Source organism: Alishewanella sp. HL-SH05 (assembly GCF_052655985.1).
The window spans coordinates 676,788-695,323 of the sequence record NZ_CP199753.1; the positions used below are offsets into that span (position 1 = coordinate 676,788).

General features: G+C 49.2%; 17 protein-coding genes. 16 read left to right on the top strand and 1 reads right to left on the bottom strand.

The genetic code is table 11. The features are described from left to right. Positions 1-77: 77 nt before the first annotated feature. From mraZ to lpxC, 16 genes are all read left to right on the top strand, one after another. Positions 78-542: a division/cell wall cluster transcriptional repressor MraZ gene (gene mraZ, locus ACUJFL_RS02970; RefSeq protein ID WP_445426086.1), complete on the top strand. Its 465-nt coding sequence runs from the start codon at positions 78-80 to the stop codon at positions 540-542. After that, complete coding sequence (rsmH, locus tag ACUJFL_RS02975; RefSeq protein WP_445428453.1) at positions 543-1,484, top strand: 16S rRNA (cytosine(1402)-N(4))-methyltransferase RsmH; 942 nt, start codon at positions 543-545, stop codon at positions 1,482-1,484. Next, positions 1,481-1,789 (top strand): cell division protein FtsL, encoded by a 309-nt coding sequence (gene ftsL, locus ACUJFL_RS02980; RefSeq protein WP_226752162.1) that lies wholly within the window; start codon positions 1,481-1,483, stop codon positions 1,787-1,789. The genes rsmH and ftsL overlap by 4 nt, the downstream gene beginning before the upstream one ends. Continuing rightward, positions 1,786-3,537 (top strand): penicillin-binding transpeptidase domain-containing protein, encoded by a 1,752-nt coding sequence (locus ACUJFL_RS02985; RefSeq protein WP_445428454.1) that lies wholly within the window; start codon positions 1,786-1,788, stop codon positions 3,535-3,537. The genes ftsL and ACUJFL_RS02985 overlap by 4 nt, the downstream gene beginning before the upstream one ends. Continuing rightward, on the top strand, positions 3,527-4,984 hold the full coding sequence (locus ACUJFL_RS02990; protein WP_445428455.1) for a UDP-N-acetylmuramoyl-L-alanyl-D-glutamate--2,6-diaminopimelate ligase: 1,458 nt from the start codon (positions 3,527-3,529) through the stop codon (positions 4,982-4,984). The genes ACUJFL_RS02985 and ACUJFL_RS02990 overlap by 11 nt, the downstream gene beginning before the upstream one ends. Then, the gene (locus tag ACUJFL_RS02995) at positions 4,981-6,360 is read left to right on the top strand and encodes a UDP-N-acetylmuramoyl-tripeptide--D-alanyl-D-alanine ligase (protein ID WP_445428456.1); all 1,380 of its coding nucleotides are present in this window, start codon (positions 4,981-4,983) and stop codon (positions 6,358-6,360) included. Before ACUJFL_RS02990 ends, ACUJFL_RS02995 begins: the two co-directional genes overlap by 4 nt. Further along, entirely contained in the window at positions 6,354-7,436 is a 1,083-nt protein-coding gene (gene mraY, locus ACUJFL_RS03000) for a phospho-N-acetylmuramoyl-pentapeptide-transferase (protein ID WP_226752158.1), read from the top strand. Before ACUJFL_RS02995 ends, mraY begins: the two co-directional genes overlap by 7 nt. A 4-nt stretch (positions 7,437-7,440) precedes the next feature. Next, positions 7,441-8,769 (top strand): UDP-N-acetylmuramoyl-L-alanine--D-glutamate ligase, encoded by a 1,329-nt coding sequence (murD, locus tag ACUJFL_RS03005; protein WP_226752157.1) that lies wholly within the window; start codon positions 7,441-7,443, stop codon positions 8,767-8,769. Further along, positions 8,766-9,968, top strand: a complete 1,203-nt coding sequence (ftsW, locus tag ACUJFL_RS03010; protein WP_236128900.1) for a cell division protein FtsW — start codon at positions 8,766-8,768, stop codon at positions 9,966-9,968. Before murD ends, ftsW begins: the two co-directional genes overlap by 4 nt. Further along, positions 9,961-11,046, top strand: a complete 1,086-nt coding sequence (gene murG, locus ACUJFL_RS03015; RefSeq protein ID WP_445428457.1) for an undecaprenyldiphospho-muramoylpentapeptide beta-N-acetylglucosaminyltransferase — start codon at positions 9,961-9,963, stop codon at positions 11,044-11,046. The genes ftsW and murG overlap by 8 nt, the downstream gene beginning before the upstream one ends. Further along, entirely contained in the window at positions 11,043-12,497 is a 1,455-nt protein-coding gene (gene murC / locus ACUJFL_RS03020) for a UDP-N-acetylmuramate--L-alanine ligase (RefSeq protein ID WP_229584789.1), read from the top strand. The genes murG and murC overlap by 4 nt, the downstream gene beginning before the upstream one ends. After that, a complete protein-coding gene (locus ACUJFL_RS03025) occupies positions 12,494-13,405 on the top strand; it encodes a D-alanine--D-alanine ligase (protein ID WP_445428458.1) in 912 nt (303 codons plus the stop codon). Before murC ends, ACUJFL_RS03025 begins: the two co-directional genes overlap by 4 nt. Before the next feature lies 1 nt (position 13,406). Beyond that, a complete protein-coding gene (locus tag ACUJFL_RS03030) occupies positions 13,407-14,165 on the top strand; it encodes a cell division protein FtsQ/DivIB (RefSeq protein ID WP_306177258.1) in 759 nt (252 codons plus the stop codon). Next, the gene (gene ftsA, locus ACUJFL_RS03035) at positions 14,162-15,397 is read left to right on the top strand and encodes a cell division protein FtsA (RefSeq protein ID WP_306177257.1); all 1,236 of its coding nucleotides are present in this window, start codon (positions 14,162-14,164) and stop codon (positions 15,395-15,397) included. The genes ACUJFL_RS03030 and ftsA overlap by 4 nt, the downstream gene beginning before the upstream one ends. A gap of 26 nt (positions 15,398-15,423) precedes the next feature. Beyond that, complete coding sequence (ftsZ, locus tag ACUJFL_RS03040) at positions 15,424-16,587, top strand: cell division protein FtsZ (RefSeq protein WP_226752151.1); 1,164 nt, start codon at positions 15,424-15,426, stop codon at positions 16,585-16,587. A 146-nt stretch (positions 16,588-16,733) separates the two neighbouring features. Further along, complete coding sequence (lpxC, locus tag ACUJFL_RS03045; RefSeq protein ID WP_445428459.1) at positions 16,734-17,645, top strand: UDP-3-O-acyl-N-acetylglucosamine deacetylase; 912 nt, start codon at positions 16,734-16,736, stop codon at positions 17,643-17,645. Between the two features lie 233 nt (positions 17,646-17,878). Here the strand turns inward: lpxC and ACUJFL_RS03050 are convergent, their stop codons facing one another. Then, a complete protein-coding gene (locus ACUJFL_RS03050; RefSeq protein ID WP_445428460.1) occupies positions 17,879-18,352 on the bottom strand; it encodes a DUF721 domain-containing protein in 474 nt (157 codons plus the stop codon). Positions 18,353-18,536 lie beyond the last annotated feature (184 nt).

Consider the following 18,536-nt stretch of genomic DNA (forward strand, 5'->3'; position numbering starts at 1 on the left):
GTGGTAGCTGGCACCCCTTTTTGTCGTCTCTGATACTTTACTCGAGCAACGCAAACTCTTAAGGCGGGCAAACTAAGATGTTTCGTGGATCATTTACACTGACATTAGACGAAAAGGGCCGGTTAGCGCTTCCAGCGCGTTACCGTGAACGCCTTATGTCTGAATTTCAGGGCCAAATGATTTGCACCATCGATTTGCACGATCCCTGTTTGTTGCTATTTCCGCTAGCTGAGTGGGAAGAAATAGAAGAAAAACTGAAATCTCTCTCAAGCTTAAATCCTCAGGAACGCCGTTTACAGCGGTTATTACTGGGTAATGCCACCGACTGTGATATGGATAAAAGCAGCCGTATTTTGTTGCCAGCGTCATTGCGGCAACATGCTGGATTAACGAAAAACATCCGTTTGGTGGGCCAATTAAATAAATTTGAAATCTGGGATGAAACAGCCTGGCAAGAGCGGCTTGCAGCGGATATTGAGCTGGAGCAAGCAGAAGCCGGTACTGTGGAGTTATCAGAACGATTACAGGATTTTGTACTGTAAATGACCACAAGTCCACATATCTCGGTACTGTTAGCGGAAACGTTAGCAGGCCTGGCAATCAAGGCTGATGGCATCTATTTAGATGGCACCTTCGGCCGTGGCGGTCACAGTAGAGAAATAATTCAAGCGTTAGGGCCTAACGGCCGCTTATTCGCTATTGATCGCGATCCTTCCGCCATTGCTGCTGCAGCCCCACTGCTCGCCGATGCGCGTTTTCACATCACCCATAGCCCCTTCGCCGCCCTGGCAAATATCGCCGAACAACAAAACATTTTCGGCAAAATCGATGGCATTTTACTGGACCTTGGCGTGTCTTCCCCACAATTAGACGAAGCTGAACGAGGTTTTAGTTTTATGCGCGATGGTCCGCTGGATATGCGGATGGACCCTACAAATGGCTTATCTGCAGCTCAGTGGTTAGCCCATGCCGATGTCGAAGACATTACTTTTGTGCTGCGGGAATACGGTGAAGAGAAATCAGCGTGGCGTATTGCTAATGCCATCGTTGCCCAGCGTGCTGAGCAACCCCTCACTCGCACCAGTGAGCTGGCTAATTTAATTAGCAATGTGGTGCCGAAAAGCCCGAAAGAGAAAAAGCACCCTGCAACCCGCAGTTTTCAGGCCATTCGTATTTACGTTAACAGTGAATTGGAGCAGGTGAATTTAGCGTTACAGGGCGCAATGGCGGCGTTAAAGCCTGGCGGCCGACTTTGTGTGATCAGCTTTCATTCGTTAGAAGATCGCCTAGTGAAACAATTTATGCGTCGCCATTCCAAACCTGAACCGGTGCCACGTGGCTTACCGTTAACGGATGCGCAGTTATATAAGGCGATCCCGCTGCGCTTAATAGGTAAAGCGATTATGCCTTCTGCCGCTGAGCTGGCTGCAAATCCGCGCTCTCGGAGTGCGGTGTTGCGTATCGCGGAGAGGCAGGCGCTATGAAACAAGTCCAGCTGATCAAAATCATTGCCCAGGAACTGCAACAACGCAAGTTAGTTATCGCGTTGTTGTTGGCGTGTTTGCTGTCTGCCCTTGCGGTAGTGCAAATGTCGCATTTAAACCGGCAATTAACGATCCAGCAGGACTTAAATTATCAACAACGTGATCAGCTCGATACCGAATGGCGCAATTTGCTGTTAGAGCAACGCGCGTTAGCCGAACACAGCCGTGTAGAAGAGATTGCGCGGCAACAACTGAATATGCAACGCCCTACGGGCGATCGTGATATTACGGTGAAATTACAATGAAACGCCCGGTAAGAAAGGCCCAAGCAAAAACCAGAACGCAACCCGCCGTACTCGGCTGGCGTTTTGCTTTTGTGCTGGTCAGTATTAGCGCGGTGTTTGTAGCCCTGGTGGCGCGGGCCGCTTGGTTACAAGTGTTAGAGCCGGATATGCTGGTTACTCAAGGTGACTTGCGCAGTTTACGCGTGGAATCTGACAAAGTGATGCGCGGTATGATCCTCGATCGTCATGGCGAAGCATTAGCGGTCAGTGTTCCGGTAGAGGCCATTTGGGCAGATCCTAAAGAAGTACTGGAGCGCAACGCGCCAGGGGATGAGCGGCGTTGGCATGCGCTAGCAGAAATTCTGCAACTGAGCCCGCAGCAACTTCTTAGCCGCATCGGTGATAACCCGCAGCGGCGTTTTGTTTATTTACAGCGCCAAGTTAATCCAGCAGTGGTCGATTATGTGCGTAAGCTGCGCGTTCCCGGTATTCATTTTCGCCAAGAATCGCGTCGCTATTATCCTGCTGGTGAAGTCGCCGCGCAGTTAATCGGTTTTACCAATGTCGATGACGTTGGCGTGGAAGGTGTTGAAAAACGTTTTAATGATTTACTCACCGGAACAGCGGGTCGCAAGGTTTATCGTAAAGACGCAAAAGGCCGTGAAATTGAAGTATTAGAGCGCGAGCAAGCGACCGAATCGGCCACCGTGGTGCTGAGCATCGATCAACGCATTCAAGCGGTAGCTTATCGTGAATTGAAAAAAGCGGTGTTATCCAATGGCGCTGCGTCTGGTTCTGCAGTGGTGGTCGACGTGCAAACCGGTGAAGTTTTAGCCATGGTCAATAGCCCCTCATTTAACCCGAATAACCGCCGTAATACGCCTATCCATCGTTTTCGTAATCGGGCCATTACCGACACCTTTGAACCGGGTTCTACTATGAAGCCGTTAGCGGTCTTAAGCGCTTTAGAGTTTGGCTCGGCCAATTTAGATACGGTAGTGGATGTTAGCCCTGGTTTTATGCGCATTGGTGGCAGTTGGGTGCGCGACCCCTCTAATTACAATCGCTTAGATCTTACCGGTATTATTCAAAAATCGAGCAACATGGGAGTAGCGCGCTTAGTGTTAGAAGTGCCGCATCAACATGTGATTGGTTTGTATCACAATATGGGGTTAGGCCAAGAGTCGGGCGCTTCGATTATTGGTGAAAGCACCGGTATTTTTAGTTACCGCCAGCGTTGGTCTGACTTTGAACGCGCTACCTTTTCTTACGGCTATGGTTTATCGGTTACCGCTGTGCAACTGGCGCGCGCTTACGCCACCATGGCCAATGGCGGTATTAATCGGCCACTGAGTATCATTAAACAAACGGAACCAGAGCTGGGCGAACGGGTATTAAAAGAAGAGTTTGCGCTGGCTATGCTGGAAATGATGGAAGCCAATATCGGTCCTGGCGGCACGGCAACACGTGCACAGGTGCCCGGTTATCGCGTAGGCGGCAAAACAGGTACTGCTCGTAAAGCGGTCGCCGGCGGTTACGGTGATGATTACATCGCTTCTTTTGCCGGTGTCGGCCCCATCAGCCAACCGCGATTAGCCTGTGTGGTGGTGATTAACGAACCTGCCGGTGATTTTTACCATGGTGGCGAGATTGCTGCCCCGGTGTTTGCCAATATTATGGGAGCAGCGATGCAGCTGCTTAATTTGCCACCAGATGGACAGAGCCGCCCAAGGATCACCGCGGTTCGTGGAGGTCAAAATGCCGGTTAATAGTCAACGTTGGTTAGCGAATTACCTCAGTGAAGTGCCGTCTTTAGAGTTGCAGCACTTACGCATTGATAGCCGCGACGTGATGCCTGGCGATGTGTTTATTGCTTTACCCGGCACAACCACAGATGGCAGTTTATTTATTGATAAGGCCTTGGCTCAAGGCGCCGCCTTAGTGCTGACGGAAAACATCCATTCCAGTGATAGTCGGGTGTTGACCATACCACGGTTGAATTCGGTGTTACCGAAATTGGCAGCTGACTTTTATGGCCAGCCACAACAGCAGCTGACATTAATTGGCGTTACCGGCACCAATGGCAAATCGTCTGTAAGTAGCTTTATTGCCCAGCTTGCTGGCGAGCTTGGTGTCAAGAGCGCTGTGATTGGCACCCTAGGTTATGGTCACTGGCAACAGCTTACACCCTTAAAAAATACTACGCCGCACTTTGTCGATATTCAGCGCATCCTGGCGGAAATGGTCAGTAAAGGTGTGCGTTTAGTGGCAATGGAAGTGTCTTCACATGCGTTAGTTCAAAAGCGCGTTGCCGGTTTGCATTTTGCGGCGGCAGTGTTTACCAATTTAAGTCGTGATCATTTAGATTACCACGGCAGTATGCCCGCTTATGCCGCGGCAAAAGCGCTATTGTTCAAACCTGAGCAAAGTATGCTGGCCATTGTGAATTTATCAGATGAAACCGGTCGTCATTACGCCGAGCAAATGCAGATCCCTGTGCATGCTTACGGTGCCAGTATTGATTGTAAATCGGATGTGCAGGCATTGAGCTACCAACGTTTAAGCCCCAAAGCTCACGGTACTTATTGTCAGTTGAAGTATGCCGCTAAAAGCTACGAGTTAAATTTGCCGTTGCTGGGTGAATTTAATGTGCAAAACGCGTTGGCCGCCGTGAAGTGTTTACAGGCCTTGGGCCATTCTCTGTCTGACTTGATTGCGGTAGCAGCTTTATTGCAACCGGTTGCTGGGCGCATGGAACAATACAGCCTAAAAACTGGTGCGACAGTAGTGGTCGATTACGCTCACACACCTGATGCCTTGGATCAAACACTACGGGCCTTGCGTCAACATTGTGATAATCATCTATGGGCGGTATTTGGCTGTGGTGGTGATCGTGACAAAGGTAAGCGGCCCATCATGGGGCAGCTGGCAGAACAATTAGCCGATCATATTATTCTCACGTCGGATAACCCACGTAGCGAAGATCTTTTACAGATTTTGCAAGATATTGCTGCGGGTATGCATCCGCAAAGCAACTACACCATCGAGCCCGATCGACGCTCCGCCATCAAATTAGCCATTGCAGAAGCGCAACAGGGCGACATTATTTTGGTGGCGGGTAAAGGCCATGAAACAGAACAAATCATCGGTAACCAAGTACTGCATTACGATGAAAGAGCCTATGTTCAACAATTGGTGGCGGAGATGGCATCATGATCACGCTTAAATTATCAGAGATAGCCCAAATGCTGGGCACCACCTGGCAGGGTGCTGATGTGCAAATCGATGCAGTGAGCACGGATAGTCGAACATTAAGCGGTGCCGCGTTATTTATTGCTTTAAAAGGGGCGAACTTTGATGCCAATCACTTTTTAGCTGATGTTGTCAGTAAAGGTGCGGTGGCGTTAATTTGTAGTGAAGTACCGCCGGTGGATGTGCCTTATATTTTAGTCCCCGACGGGCGCATAGCCTTAGGCCAGTTTGCTGCCGCTTTAAAAGCACGCTTAGCGCCTAAAACCATCGCCGTGACGGGCAGTGCCGGTAAAACCACCGTAAAAGAAATGCTGGCGGCTATTTTAAGTGAGCAAGCCGAGGTGTTAGCAACCTCGGGTAATTTCAATAATGACATCGGTGTGCCGCTCACCTTATTACGCTTAACGGCAGCACATCGCTACGCGGTGATGGAGCTGGGCGCCAATCATCATGGCGAAATTGCGTATACCACGGCTTTGGTGAAACCCGATGTAGCGTTAATTACTAATGCTGCCGCTTCACATTTAGAAGGCTTTGGCGATATTGCCGGTGTTGCTCGCGCTAAAGCAGAAATTTATCAAGGTATTCCTGCGTCAGGTACGGCGGTCATCTCTTTAGATAGTGATTACAGTGATTTCTGGCTCACCCAGGTGGCACATTTACCCTGCCTGACCTTTAGCGTCGATAAGCCACAAGCCGATTTTTATGCTGCAGCAGTGCAATTAGACAGCCTCGGCTGTGCGCATTTTACGTTGCACACGCCAACAGAACAGCTGCCAATAAGTTTAACCGTGCCAGGGCGTCATAATGTTGCTAACGCCCTTGCCGCCGCGGCAGCTGCCATCGCTATTGGTATCAGTTCGCAGCAGGTACAGCAAGGTTTAGCAAAAATGCGTGCTGTGAAAGGGCGCACTAATCTGATCCAGGTTAGCTCAACGCTAAAAATTATCGATGACACCTACAACGCTAATGTCGAGTCGGTAAAAGCCGCCATTGACTTATTGGCCAGTTACAGTGGCTTTCGGGGGTTGATCCTCGGAGACATGGGTGAGCTTGGCACCAATGCGCGTTTATATCACGAAGAAATCGGTGAATATGCCAAAGCGGCTGGGATTAATCTGTTGTTCACTGTCGGTGTGTTATCACAGAGCGCCAGTGATGTGTTCAAACAGCAAGGAGCACATTTCAGCCAACGGCAAACGCTCATTACGCAATTGCTGCCCATTATTGTAGCCGAAACGGCAGTGACACTGCTGGTTAAAGGTTCGCGCAGTGCGAAGATGGAATTAGTAGTACAAGACTTGCTAGAACGTTGTCAGCAGGAGATCCCAGCATGTTAGTCTGGTTAGCAGAATATCTAACACAATATTACAGCGGTTTTAATGTCTTTAGTTATCTGACATTTCGCGCCATTTTAGGTGTGTTAACCTCTTTATTATTAAGCCTTTATTTAGGGCCTAAGCTGATTGCGGCGCTGCAGCGCATGCAAATTGGTCAAGTGGTTCGTAATGATGGCCCAGAGAGTCATTTCTCGAAAAAAGGCACGCCTACGATGGGCGGCATTTTGATCCTTGGTTCAGTGTTAATCTCTACGCTGCTGTGGGCTAATTTGGCCAACAAATACGTTTGGGTGGTGATATTTGTACTCGTCAGCTTTGGTGCTATCGGCTTTATCGATGATTATCGTAAGGTGATCCGAAAAGATCCCCGTGGTTTAATCGCGCGCTGGAAATACCTATGGCAATCCGTATTCGCCCTTATTACCGCCATTTTCTTGTATAGCACCGCAGAGCGGCCAGCTGAAACCGCACTGCTCGTGCCCTTTCTTAAAGATGTGATGCCGCAACTGGGTTTATTATTTATTGCTCTTAGTTACTTCGTCATTGTTGGCACCAGTAATGCCGTTAACCTAACTGACGGCTTAGATGGTTTAGCGATAGTGCCGACCATTATGGTAGCGGGCGCTTTTGCCATCATTGCTTATGCCAGTGGTAACGTAAACTTTGCCAGTTATTTAAATATTCCTTATTTACCCTATGCCGGTGAGTTAGTGGTGTTTTGTGCCGCGCTGATTGGTGCGGGTTTAGGTTTCTTGTGGTTTAACACTTATCCGGCTTTGGTTTTCATGGGCGATGTCGGCTCGTTGGCGTTAGGAGCGGTGTTGGGTGTGATCGCCATTCTTGTGCGCCAAGAGATCGTGCTGTTTATCATGGGCGGAATTTTCGTGATGGAAACCCTGTCGGTGATCCTGCAGGTTGGCTCTTACAAACTGCGTAAACAACGCATTTTCCGTATGGCACCTATTCATCATCATTACGAATTAAAGGGCTGGCCAGAGCCGCGCGTTATTGTGCGTTTCTGGATCTTATCGATCATTTTTGTGCTGGTTGGCCTCGCCACCCTGAAACTGAGATAACAGCATGCAAAGTATCCTAACAGCAAAACGAATTGCAGTAGTGGGGCTCGGTCTTTCTGGCCTGGCGACCGTACGCTTTTTACTTGCACAAGGGATCAAGCCGGTATTGATGGATACCCGCAAACAACCCGCTGGCCTAGAGCAGATTCCGGTTGAGAAAGTAGACGGTATCTACTTAGGTGAGTTAGACGCCAATAGACTGGCGCAGATGGAACTGATTATCGTCAGCCCGGGTTTGTCGGTGAAGCATCCGGCCTTGCGTTTTGCTCGGTTACAAGGCGCTAAGATTATTGGTGATGTTGAGCTGTTTGCGCATTTCAACCACAAGCCGGTCTTGGCGATCACCGGCTCTAATGGCAAGTCGACTGTGACCATGTTGACTACGGCCATGTTGCAGCAAAGCGGTATTAAAGCAGTTGCGGCCGGCAATATCGGTTTACCGGTATTAGAAGCGATCAACCACAGTGATGCTGAAGTGTTTGTGTTGGAGTTATCCAGCTTTCAATTAGAAACTACCGATAGCTTAGCGGTCGTTGCCAGTGTGAATTTAAACATTAGCGCTGACCACTTGGATCGGTATAACACCATTGCCGAGTATGCGGCAGCCAAACAGCGTATTCATCGGCATAGCCAATTAGCTATTTACAATGCGGATGACCGCATGACGCAACCCGCTCAGTCGCAAGCTGGCTTGGCACTGAGTTTAAAACCAAACACCAGTGGTTATGGCATTGTGCAGCATCAGCAAGCGCCTTGGTTGCTAGTAGAGGGTGAGCCGTTATTGCCCGTCGCTGAGATGAGCCTGTTTGGCGAGCACAACCAATTTAATGCGCTAGCGGCTGCGGCTTTAGCCTTAGCGGCGGGGGCTTCTCGTGCAGCCTTAGCGGCCACTTTGCGTACTTTTAGCGGTTTAGCGCATCGTTGTGAGTTGGTGACCGAGCTTAATGGCGTGCGCTGGGTGAATGATTCAAAAGGCACCAACATTGGCGCAACCTTAGCGGCCTTAGCCGGTTTGCGGCCAGGGATCCGCGGTAAGCTTATTTTGATTGCCGGCGGTGATGCCAAAGGTGCCGACGTACAAGAGCTGCAAAGCGTGTTGCAACAAGACGTCGATCAGCTAATTACCTTAGGTCAAGACGGCCCGGCCATTGCAGCGTTAAAAGCCGATAGCGTGCAAGTTAAAACGTTACAACAGGCAGTGTCCGTGGCGGCTAGCATGGCCAAAGCCGGCGATATGGTGTTGTTGTCGCCAGCCTGCGCCAGTTTAGACATGTTTAAAAGCTACGTTGACCGCGGCGAACAGTTTGCCAGAGCAGTAAAGGAGCTGAAATGATTAAAGCCGCTTTACTGGGTGGTCGTTTTAATCCGTTACCTCGCTTTGATGCTTGGTGGCAGAGTAAAGATCAGGGTAATTACGACAGTATGTTTTTAACCGTACTGTTGTTAATCCTGACACTGGGGTTAGTGATGGTAACCAGTGCCTCTATTCCGGTGGCTGAACGTTTATTTGACAATCCGCTGCATTTCACGCTGCGCCATTTAGTGTATATGTTCATTGGTTTAGGCGCGACCTTGGTCGTGATGCGTTTACCCATCAGCTTTTGGCATAACTACAATATGCAGCTGTTATTTGCCGCCTTAGCGTTACTGGTGGCCGTGTTATTGTTTGGTAAAAATGTCAACGGTTCCACCCGTTGGTTAGCGTTAGGCCCCATCAACATTCAGGCGGCTGAACCGGCTAAATTGTATTTCTTTGTGTATTTAGCCAGTTATTTAGTACGGCGGCATGAAGAAGTCCGTGAGAACTTAATGGGCTTTCTTAAGCCATTAATCATGCTATTTATTTTTGCAGTGCTGCTGTTAATGCAGCCTGACTTAGGCACCGTGATTGTGATGTTCGCCACTGCCGTGGTGCTATTGTTTTTAGCCGGTGCGCGCTTGTGGCAATTTATCGCGTTAATTCTTACCGGTATCGCCGCAGTGGGCGTGCTGATTTTTTACAGTGAATACCGCTGGCGTCGGGTCACGGCCTTCCTTGACCCTTGGGCAGATCCCTTTGGCAGTGGTTATCAGTTAACCCAGTCGTTAATGGCTTTTGGTCGCGGTGGCTGGTTTGGCCAAGGTTTGGGTAACAGTATTCAAAAATTAGAATATCTGCCCGAGGCGCACACCGACTTTATTATTGCTGTTATTGGCGAAGAAACCGGTTTTCTGGGGGTGGCAGCGTTACTAAGTTTGTTGTTCTTGCTCGTGTTTCGTGCGCTGATGATGGGTAATCGTGCTTTACAAAAAGGCATGAGTTTCCACGGTTTCTTAGCCTATGCCTTAGCCATTTGGATTGGTTTTCAAACCGCCGTAAACGCCGGTATGGCCAGCGGTATGTTACCAACCAAGGGGATGACTTTACCTTTTGTCAGTTACGGTGGCAGTAGCTTAATTATCATGTTAATGGCTGCCGCTTTATTGCTGCGCATTGACTTTGAAGTACGGATGCAAGGCAAGCAGGCCGTTAGCGGGGGTAAGCATGACTAAACCGCTAGCGTTGATTATGGCCGGTGGCACGGGTGGCCACATTTTCCCAGCACAGGCAGTAGCTAAAGCGTTGCATGCTGAAGGCTGGGAGATTGCTTGGCTTGGCACCGCAGATCGGATGGAAGCGCGTTTAGTGCCGAGTTTTGGCTGGGCATTTCATGCCATCCAAGTGGCGGGTTTACGGGGTAAAGGCTGGCGCAGCATTGTGCATGCGCCGCTGATGGTGTGGCGGGCGATCCGACAGGCGCGGCAAGTGGTCAAGCAGGTAAAACCGAGCTTAGTGATTGGCTTTGGTGGTTATGCCAGTGGCCCCGGTGGCGTGGCTGCGTGGTTAGCCGGTGTGCCTTTATTGATCCATGAACAAAATGCCGTTGCCGGTAGCACCAATAAATTACTGGCGCGTATAGCCAAGCAGGTGTTAGTGGCGTTTCCGGCCGCGTTTGCCAACTCAGCTAAACAACAGGTGGTGGGCAATCCGGTGCGGGCAGAACTGATTGCTTGTCGCCAGCCGCGTACAAGTGAGCCGCCGCTCAATATTTTAGTGGTCGGCGGCAGTTTAGGCGCGAAAGCCTTAAACGAGCAGTTACCAGAGCAATTTAGCATGCTGGCCGCACAAGGTGAGATCGCGATTTGGCATCAAACGGGCGAAGCCATGCTGGCGCAAGTGCAAGCCGCTTACCAGCCATTACAAGCAAAGGGTGTGTCGGTGCAGGTCAGTGCCTTTATCGACAGTATGTTAGCGGCTTATCGTTGGGCTGATGTGGTGATTTGTCGTGCCGGTGCCTTGACCGTCAGCGAAGTGGCCGCCGTTGGTGTTGCCGCAATCTTTGTACCGCTGCCCAGCGCGATTGATGATCACCAAACCGCCAATGCCCGCAGTTTAACCAGTGCTGACGCGGGCTGGTTATTACCGCAGTCGGAACTCATCAAAACAGGCATAGTGCCATTATTGGCGCCGTGTTTAACAGATAAAAGTGTGCTGCAGCAGTTTGCGCAAAATGCCAGGCTGCAGGCACGAGACAATGCGACTACCGCAGTAGTAGCAGTATGTCGGCAAGTAACAGGACAAGCAGTATGATTACCACGCCACAACAGAAAAAACTGGCGATGCGCCGGGTTGAACGCATTCACTTTGTAGGCATTGGCGGTGCCGGCATGGGCGGTATTGCCGAAGTATTAGTCAATGAAGGTTATAAAGTTTCCGGCTCGGATATCGCGCCGAACACCGTCACCGACAGATTGCGCAGCCTAGGTGCAGAATTATTCTTTGGCCACAGCGCTGAAAATATTCAAGGCGCCAGTGTTGTCGTTGTTTCTAGCGCCATTAAAAACGACAATGCTGAAGTGCAAGCCGCGCGCGAGTTACGCATTCCTGTGGTACGCCGTGCCGAAATGCTCGGTGAATTAATGCGGTTTCGCCATGGTATTGCGATTGCAGGTACTCATGGCAAAACCACGACGACCAGCTTGCTCGCTTCAATTTTTGCTGAAGCCGGTGCCGATCCCACTTTCGTAATTGGCGGCTTGTTAAATTCTGCCGGTTCCAATGCGCGCTTAGGGGCGGGGCGTTATTTAATTGCCGAAGCCGATGAAAGCGATGCCTCGTTTTTACATTTGCAACCGATGGCAACAGTGATCACCAATATTGAAGCGGATCACATGGACACCTATCAAGGCGACTTTGAAAAGCTAAAAGCCACCTATTTAGAGTTTTTACATAATCTGCCGTTTTATGGCATGGCGGTAATTTGTTTAGATGACCCCGTATTACGTGACTTGATCCCGCGCATTGGCCGCACGGTGCTGACCTATGGTTTTAGTGAAGATGCCGACTTTCAAATCAGCGATTTTCAGCAGTCTGGCACACGCACGCAGTTCAGTATTCGTGATGCTCAAGGTCAAACCCGGCAAGTGATCCTAAATTTGCCAGGCAAGCACAATGCGTTAAATGCCACCGCTGCTTTTGCTTTAGCGCAAGATGAAGGCATAGCGGAACCGGCAATTTTAGCGGCGTTAAGTAAATTTGAAGGCATTGGTCGGCGTTTTCAACAGTATGGTGAATTTGACACCGGTCGTGGCAAAGCTATCTTGCTCGACGATTACGGTCATCACCCAACAGAAGTTGCCGCTACCGTTGCGGCGGTGCGCAATGCTTGGCCAGAACGACGTTTGGTGATGTGTTATCAGCCACATCGTTATACCCGTACCCGTGATCTGTATGATGATTTTGCTCGGGTACTGTCTGAAGTTGACACCTTATTATTATTGGAAGTCTATGCTGCAGGCGAAGCGCCAATTGCCGGGGCCGATAGCCGTAGTTTAGCGCGTTCTATTCGAGCGCGTGGCCAGTTAGAACCCATCTATGTGGCGCAGCCAAGCGATTTAGCCGCTTGTTTAGCCGATGTGCTGCAAGACGGGGATGTGGTGTTAACGCAGGGCGCGGGCAATATCGGCACCTTAGTAAAACAGCTGAGTGCTTTGGGATTAAATATCGAACAATTAAAAGCGACTAAGGGAGCTGCGTTATGAGCCAAAACGCAAAAGTAGCGGTGATGTTTGGCGGTTCTTCAGCTGAGCGTGAAGTGTCGTTACGTTCTGGCAAAGCGGTGTTAGCGTCATTATTAGATGCTGGCGTTAATGCCTTTGCATTTGACCCACAACAAGAAGATTTAAGCAGCCTAGACGCCGATAAAGTGTTTATTGTGTTACACGGGCGCGGCGGCGAAGACGGCGTGATGCAAGGCGCTATAGAGCAGCGCGGCTTGCCTTATACCGGTAGCGGTGTGCTGGGTTCTGCCTTAGCGATGGATAAAATTCGCTGTAAATGGTTGTTTCAAGCCCAAGGATTACCCACCGCGGCTTTTGCTGTAGCCAGGCCAGGCACTGAAGATTACGCCGCCATGCTAGCGCAACTCGGTGGCAAAGTGATGGTTAAGCCTGCCAATGAAGGCTCAAGCATTGGCATGAGCGTGGCAGTCACGGCTGAAGAGTTAGCGCAAGCTATTGCAATAGCCCATCAATATGACGAAGAGGTCTTAGTCGAGCGCTGGATTGAAGGGCGTGAATTTACAATCGCCATCTTAAATGGTGCGGTATTGCCGATTGTTGAGATGCGCACACCACGCTCCTTTTATGATTACGAAGCGAAGTATCAGGCCAATAGCACCGAATATTTATGCCCTGCGCCATTAACGGCAGAGCTGACGCAAGCAATGCAAAAAACCGCTTTAGCGGCTTTTCAAGCCGTGGGTGCTTCAGGTTGGGGCCGGGTTGATTTAATGCTGGACCAGCAAGGTCAATTTTATTTATTAGAAGTGAATACCGTTCCGGGCATGACAGAAAAGTCGTTAGTGCCTATGGCAGCGAAAGCCGCTGGTTACAGTTTTCAACAGTTAGTGCTGGCGATTTTAACGCAAGCTGAGTCGGCGCGCCGCTAGTATGACGAATACTGCGACCGTACCAGTTACACCTAGCCGAGCCGCTTTTATCGCGGGGCTGGTGTTTTTTGGCTGCTCGTTAGTGTTTTTAGGTTATTTAACGGTGAAGTTAGTGCAATGGGTACAAGATCAACAAAGTGTACCGATTTCACAAGTGAAGTTGTATGGCAATTTTCAGCATTTGGATGCCAAAGCGTTACAGCAGCGCATTCAACAAGAATATGTCGGTAACTTTTTTAGAGTGAACGTGGATCAGGTGCAGCAGTTCCTGCAACAACAACACTGGGTTTATCAGGTCGCCGTGCGCAAACAATGGCCTGATACCTTGGTGGTGGTGGTGACAGAGCAGCAACCGGTCGCGGTGTGGAATTCAGAGCAGCTGATCAACAACAAAGGGGTGGTGTTTGATGCCCCACTCGAACAGCTGACCACTTCGCTACCCCTATTGCATGGGCCAGAAGGCTCAGCGCAGGATGCCCTGAACATGTTTACTAATATGCAGCAATTGCTGCAGTTACATGAGTTTAGTGTGCGGCAAATTTGGTTAACCGAGCGTTTTGCTTGGCGCCTAGAATTAGCCGATGGCTTACAGCTGCAACTGGGCAGGGAAGAATCATTAAAGCGGCTTCAGCGGTTTGTTGAGTTGTATCCCACCATGCAGCAACACAAGATAAACGCCGCCATGGTGGAAGTGGATTTACGTTATGACACGGGTATTGCCGTGCGCTATGGTGCAACAGAGACAAAGAGAAAAACATGACAAAGTCATTAGAGCGGGATTTGATTGTAGGCTTGGATATCGGTACTGCCCAGATTAAGGCGGTTGTGGGCGAAATTACCGCAGACAATCAGCTGAGCATCGTGGGTGTTGGCACCCACGTTTCTCGTGGTATGGACAAAGGCGGCGTCAACGACTTGAACTTGGTGGTGCAGGCAGTACAGCGCGCGATCAATGAAGCCGAGTTAATGGCGGATTGCCAAGTATCGTCAGTGTATTTAGGTATTACCGGTAAGCATATTCGTTGCCAAAACGAGAGTGGCATGGTGCCGATTAACGATACCGAAGTGACCAACGAAGACGTGGCCAATGTGATCCATGCGGCGAAATCGGTACCCATTTCCGCCGAGCGTCGCATGTTGCATGTCTTACCTCAAGAGTTTTCAGTCGACATGCAAGAGGGCATTAAAAGCCCAGTAGGTATGTCAGGCGTTCGGATGGAAGCGCGGGCACACATTATTACTTGTGCAAACGATATGGCGAAGAATATTGAGAAGTGTGTCGAGCGTTGTGGCTTACATGTTGATCAGCTTATTTTCTCGTCGCTGGCATCAAGTTATGCCGTGTTAACCGACGACGAAAAAGAGTTAGGGGTCTGCGTGGTGGATATCGGCGGTGGCACTATCGATATTTCGATCTTCACCAATGGCGCCTTACGCCACACGGCAGTCATCCCGGTAGCGGGCAATCAGGTAACCAGTGATATCGCGAAAATTTTCCGTACACCAATTAGTCATGCGGAAGAGATTAAAGTGCAGTATGCTTGCGCGCTGCGCAGCATGGTGGGTAAAGAAGAAAGCATCGAAGTACCCAGTGTGGGGGGGCGAGCTGCGCGATCTATGTCGCGTCATACCTTAGCGGAAGTGGTCGAACCGCGTTACCAAGAATTATTTGAACTGGTGCAAGAAGAAATTCGCTCCAGTGGTTTAGAAGAGCAAATTGCTGCCGGTTTAGTGTTAACCGGAGGCACCTCCAAAATGGAAGGTGCGGTCGAATTTGCCGAAGATATTTTCCAGATGCCGGTGCGGGTCGGTTATCCGATGCATATCACTGGTTTAAAAGAATATGTTAATGACCCGGCCTACGCCAGCGTCATTGGCTTGTTACTCTATGGCAAGGACGTGCGCAGCCAAAACAAGGCAGCCAGTCAAAGCCGTGATTCAGTCAGCAGCTTTTTTAAAAAAATTAGCAGCTGGTTCAATGGTCAGTTTTAAGTAAGCGTAAAAACGGAGAGAGAGCTATGTTTGAGTTAATGGAAAACCACAACCAAGAAGCGGTCATTAAAGTTATTGGTGTTGGTGGTGGCGGTGGTAACGCCGTGGAATATATGGTTGCCAGCAATATTGAAGGCGTAGAGTTTGTGGCGGCGAATACCGATGCCCAAGCACTACGTAATTCCTCTGCCAATGTCACCTTACAACTGGGTGCCAGCGTAACCAAAGGTTTAGGTGCGGGTGCGAATCCAGAAATTGGTCGTCGTTCAGCAGAAGAAGATCGTGAAACCATCAAGAAAACCCTACAAGGCGCGGATATGATCTTTATCGCAGCCGGCATGGGCGGTGGTACGGGTACAGGTGCTGCACCTATCGTTGCGGAAGTGGCGCGTGAGTTGGGTATTCTGACTGTTGCGGTTGTGACGAAACCTTTCCCATTCGAAGGTAAAAAGCGTACTGCTTATGCTGATGAAGGTATTTTAGAGTTAAGCAAACATGTTGACTCGTTAATTACTATTCCTAACGATAAGTTATTAAAAGTATTGGGTAAAGGCACTAGCTTACTGGATGCCTTTAAAGCCGCTAATAACGTGTTACTGGGTGCCGTGCAGGGCATTGCTGAACTTATTACGCGTCCAGGTTTGATCAACGTTGACTTCGCCGACGTACGTACTGTGATGTCGGAAATGGGCACTGCCATGATGGGTACTGGCCGCGCCAGTGGTCCTGACCGCGCTGAAGAAGCCGCTGAACAAGCTATTTCTAGCCCACTGTTAGAAGATATCGATTTATCGGGTGCGAAAGGTATTTTGGTAAACATTACCGCCGGTTTAGATATCAGCATTGAAGAGTTTGAAATTGTCGGTAATGCCGTCAAAGCTTTCGCTTCAGAAAATGCGACCGTGGTAGTGGGTGCCGTTATTGACCCAGAAATGCATGACGAATTACGCGTTACTGTGGTGGCTACCGGTATCGGTGCGGATCGTCGCCCAGATATCAGCTTAGTGCCAACGCATCGCGCTGAACCTGTTACTACCAGTTATGTCCAACACGGTAATGCTGTGCGTCAACCGGCTCCTGCGGTTGCGGCACAACGTGAAGAGTTGCCACAAACTAAGCCACAGGCAGAAGCAAAAGGCGGCATCGATATTTTCGATATCCCAGCGTTTTTAAGAAAACAGGCTGATTAATCGCTGTCGCTTTGCGACAGTGTAAAGTGGACATAGTCAAGCAGATGAGATTCATCCGCTGTTAAGCTAATAATTGGCATACTATTAGTGATGTGCTATGCTGCGCGCCCGTTTATGATTGCTTACTAATTGAGCAGGAAAAACTTATGATTAAACAACGTACCATTCAACAGACTGTTAGCTCTGTCGGTGTGGGTTTACACAAAGGTGAAAAGGTTACGCTTACTCTCCGACCTGCACCTGACAATACCGGCATTGTATTCCGGCGTGTAGACCTGTCTCCGGTAGTCGATTTCAAAATCACCCCTTCGTTAGTGGGCGATACTGTAATGTGTACCTGTTTGATTAACGAACAGGGTGTGCGGTTATCTACCACTGAGCATTTAATGGCCGCGATTGCTGGCCTGGGCATTGATAACTTAGTTATTGATGTTGATTCAGCAGAAATCCCTATTATGGACGGCAGCGCCAACCCATTTGTCTATTTGTTATTAGAAGCGGGTATTGCCGAGCAGCGTTTAGCGAAGAAGTTTATTCGCATTAAACAAACGGTCCGGGTAGAAGACGGTGATAAATGGGCAGAATTTAAACCCTACAACGGTTTTAAGTTAGATTTTGCCATTAACTTTAATCACCCGATCATTTCAGAAACCACGCAACACGTGGTGATGGAGTTTTCAGCCGCCAGCTTTATTAAAGAAATCAGCCGTGCGCGTACTTTCGGCTTCCTGCACGAAGTTGAATTTTTACGTGCTAACAATTTAGCGCTGGGTGGCAGCATGGATAACGCGGTGGTGCTTGATGAGTTCCGCGTGTTAAACCAAGATGGCCTGCGTTATGACGATGAGTTTATTAAGCATAAGATGCTAGATGCCATCGGCGATCTGTATATGGCTTGCCACAGTATTTTAGGTGAGTTCCGTTCGTACAAAACAGGTCATGGTTTAAACAACCAACTGTTATCAGCGGTACTGGCTAAGCAAGAAAACTGGGAGTTTGTGACCTTCGAAGATAAAGCAGAAATGCCGATATCTTTTTTGGCACCACAACTTGCCTAAGGCTTTTAAGCCGTAAGAAAGCCGCTAAGCGCAATGCAAGTCAGTTAAGCATGACCTGTTTGCTCTAAATCAACCGTTGAAGGCCATGGATGGCCGGAATCGAGCCTCAGGGATGATTCATGGCGTGTTGATGTGAGCAAACCGCGTCATGCTAAATACTTAACTGATCGGCATTACCGTTAAGCGGTTTTTTTTCGTCTGCAATTCGACTAAATTGGTTGTAAGCCTTGCCGTTAGCGCGGTGTGTTATCTGGCATATTACGCAATAAACGCTGTAAGGCTTGTTGCACTGGGCCATCGGTTTGCGCAGCGGCCTGTTGTAACTGTAAGCGGGTATCATGACTTAGGGTTGCACAATACGGTTTTACCGGCTGTTCTTGCACAAGTAATGGCTTTGTTTGCCCTACGGGTGACACTTCGATATCAATCCCTGCTAATTCAGGCAAGATTTTTTTGCGGAAATTGTCTAGAATGGCGTCGCGTTGCATTTTTAGTCGCGTAGCCCAGGCTGCCGAACTACATAAAATAATCGCTCGCCCCTCTTTAATGGTTGCGACCTGACAAGAGGTGAGTTGTGTTAATTGCAGGATCTGACACAATTCTGCATTAAGTTTACCGACTAATTGAAACTGCTGTTGCACGCCAGCCAGAGTGCTATGACTAAAAAGTTTAGTTAAATCTTCTGGTTTATGGCTATAACGTTTCATTTGCAGCAGCCTGTTTGGAATAGTAAAACAACGCACAAAGTGTAACAGTTTTTAGGCTGCGGCAGTAGCAGTAGCCACTGCCCTTGAAAGCAGGATAAACCATCACCATATCCTGTTGACTTTGGCCCATGTCTGAGCATTAAGCCAGACCTCACACTGACGATAATACTGGCATGGCCAGGGC

Bases quoted from the DNA above. Each gene is read 5' to 3' on its own strand.
- murG (WP_445428457.1), top strand. From the start codon at position 9,961: ATGACTAAACCGCTAGCGTTGATTATGGCCGGTGGCACGGGTGGCCAC.
- ACUJFL_RS02995 (WP_445428456.1), top strand. From the start codon at position 4,981: ATGATCACGCTTAAATTATCAGAGATAGCCCAAATGCTGGGCACCACC.
- ftsZ (WP_226752151.1), top strand. From the start codon at position 15,424: ATGTTTGAGTTAATGGAAAACCACAACCAAGAAGCGGTCATTAAAGTT.
- rsmH (WP_445428453.1), top strand. From the start codon at position 543: ATGACCACAAGTCCACATATCTCGGTACTGTTAGCGGAAACGTTAGCA.
- ftsA (WP_306177257.1), top strand. From the start codon at position 14,162: ATGACAAAGTCATTAGAGCGGGATTTGATTGTAGGCTTGGATATCGGT.
- ACUJFL_RS03050 (WP_445428460.1), bottom strand. From the start codon at position 18,352: ATGAAACGTTATAGCCATAAACCAGAAGATTTAACTAAACTTTTTAGT.
- ACUJFL_RS03030 (WP_306177258.1), top strand. From the start codon at position 13,407: ATGACGAATACTGCGACCGTACCAGTTACACCTAGCCGAGCCGCTTTT.
- ftsW (WP_236128900.1), top strand. From the start codon at position 8,766: ATGATTAAAGCCGCTTTACTGGGTGGTCGTTTTAATCCGTTACCTCGC.
- mraZ (WP_445426086.1), top strand. From the start codon at position 78: ATGTTTCGTGGATCATTTACACTGACATTAGACGAAAAGGGCCGGTTA.
- ftsL (WP_226752162.1), top strand. From the start codon at position 1,481: ATGAAACAAGTCCAGCTGATCAAAATCATTGCCCAGGAACTGCAACAA.
- ACUJFL_RS02990 (WP_445428455.1), top strand. From the start codon at position 3,527: ATGCCGGTTAATAGTCAACGTTGGTTAGCGAATTACCTCAGTGAAGTG.
- murD (WP_226752157.1), top strand. From the start codon at position 7,441: ATGCAAAGTATCCTAACAGCAAAACGAATTGCAGTAGTGGGGCTCGGT.
- lpxC (WP_445428459.1), top strand. From the start codon at position 16,734: ATGATTAAACAACGTACCATTCAACAGACTGTTAGCTCTGTCGGTGTG.
- ACUJFL_RS02985 (WP_445428454.1), top strand. From the start codon at position 1,786: ATGAAACGCCCGGTAAGAAAGGCCCAAGCAAAAACCAGAACGCAACCC.
- mraY (WP_226752158.1), top strand. From the start codon at position 6,354: ATGTTAGTCTGGTTAGCAGAATATCTAACACAATATTACAGCGGTTTT.
- murC (WP_229584789.1), top strand. From the start codon at position 11,043: ATGATTACCACGCCACAACAGAAAAAACTGGCGATGCGCCGGGTTGAA.
- ACUJFL_RS03025 (WP_445428458.1), top strand. From the start codon at position 12,494: ATGAGCCAAAACGCAAAAGTAGCGGTGATGTTTGGCGGTTCTTCAGCT.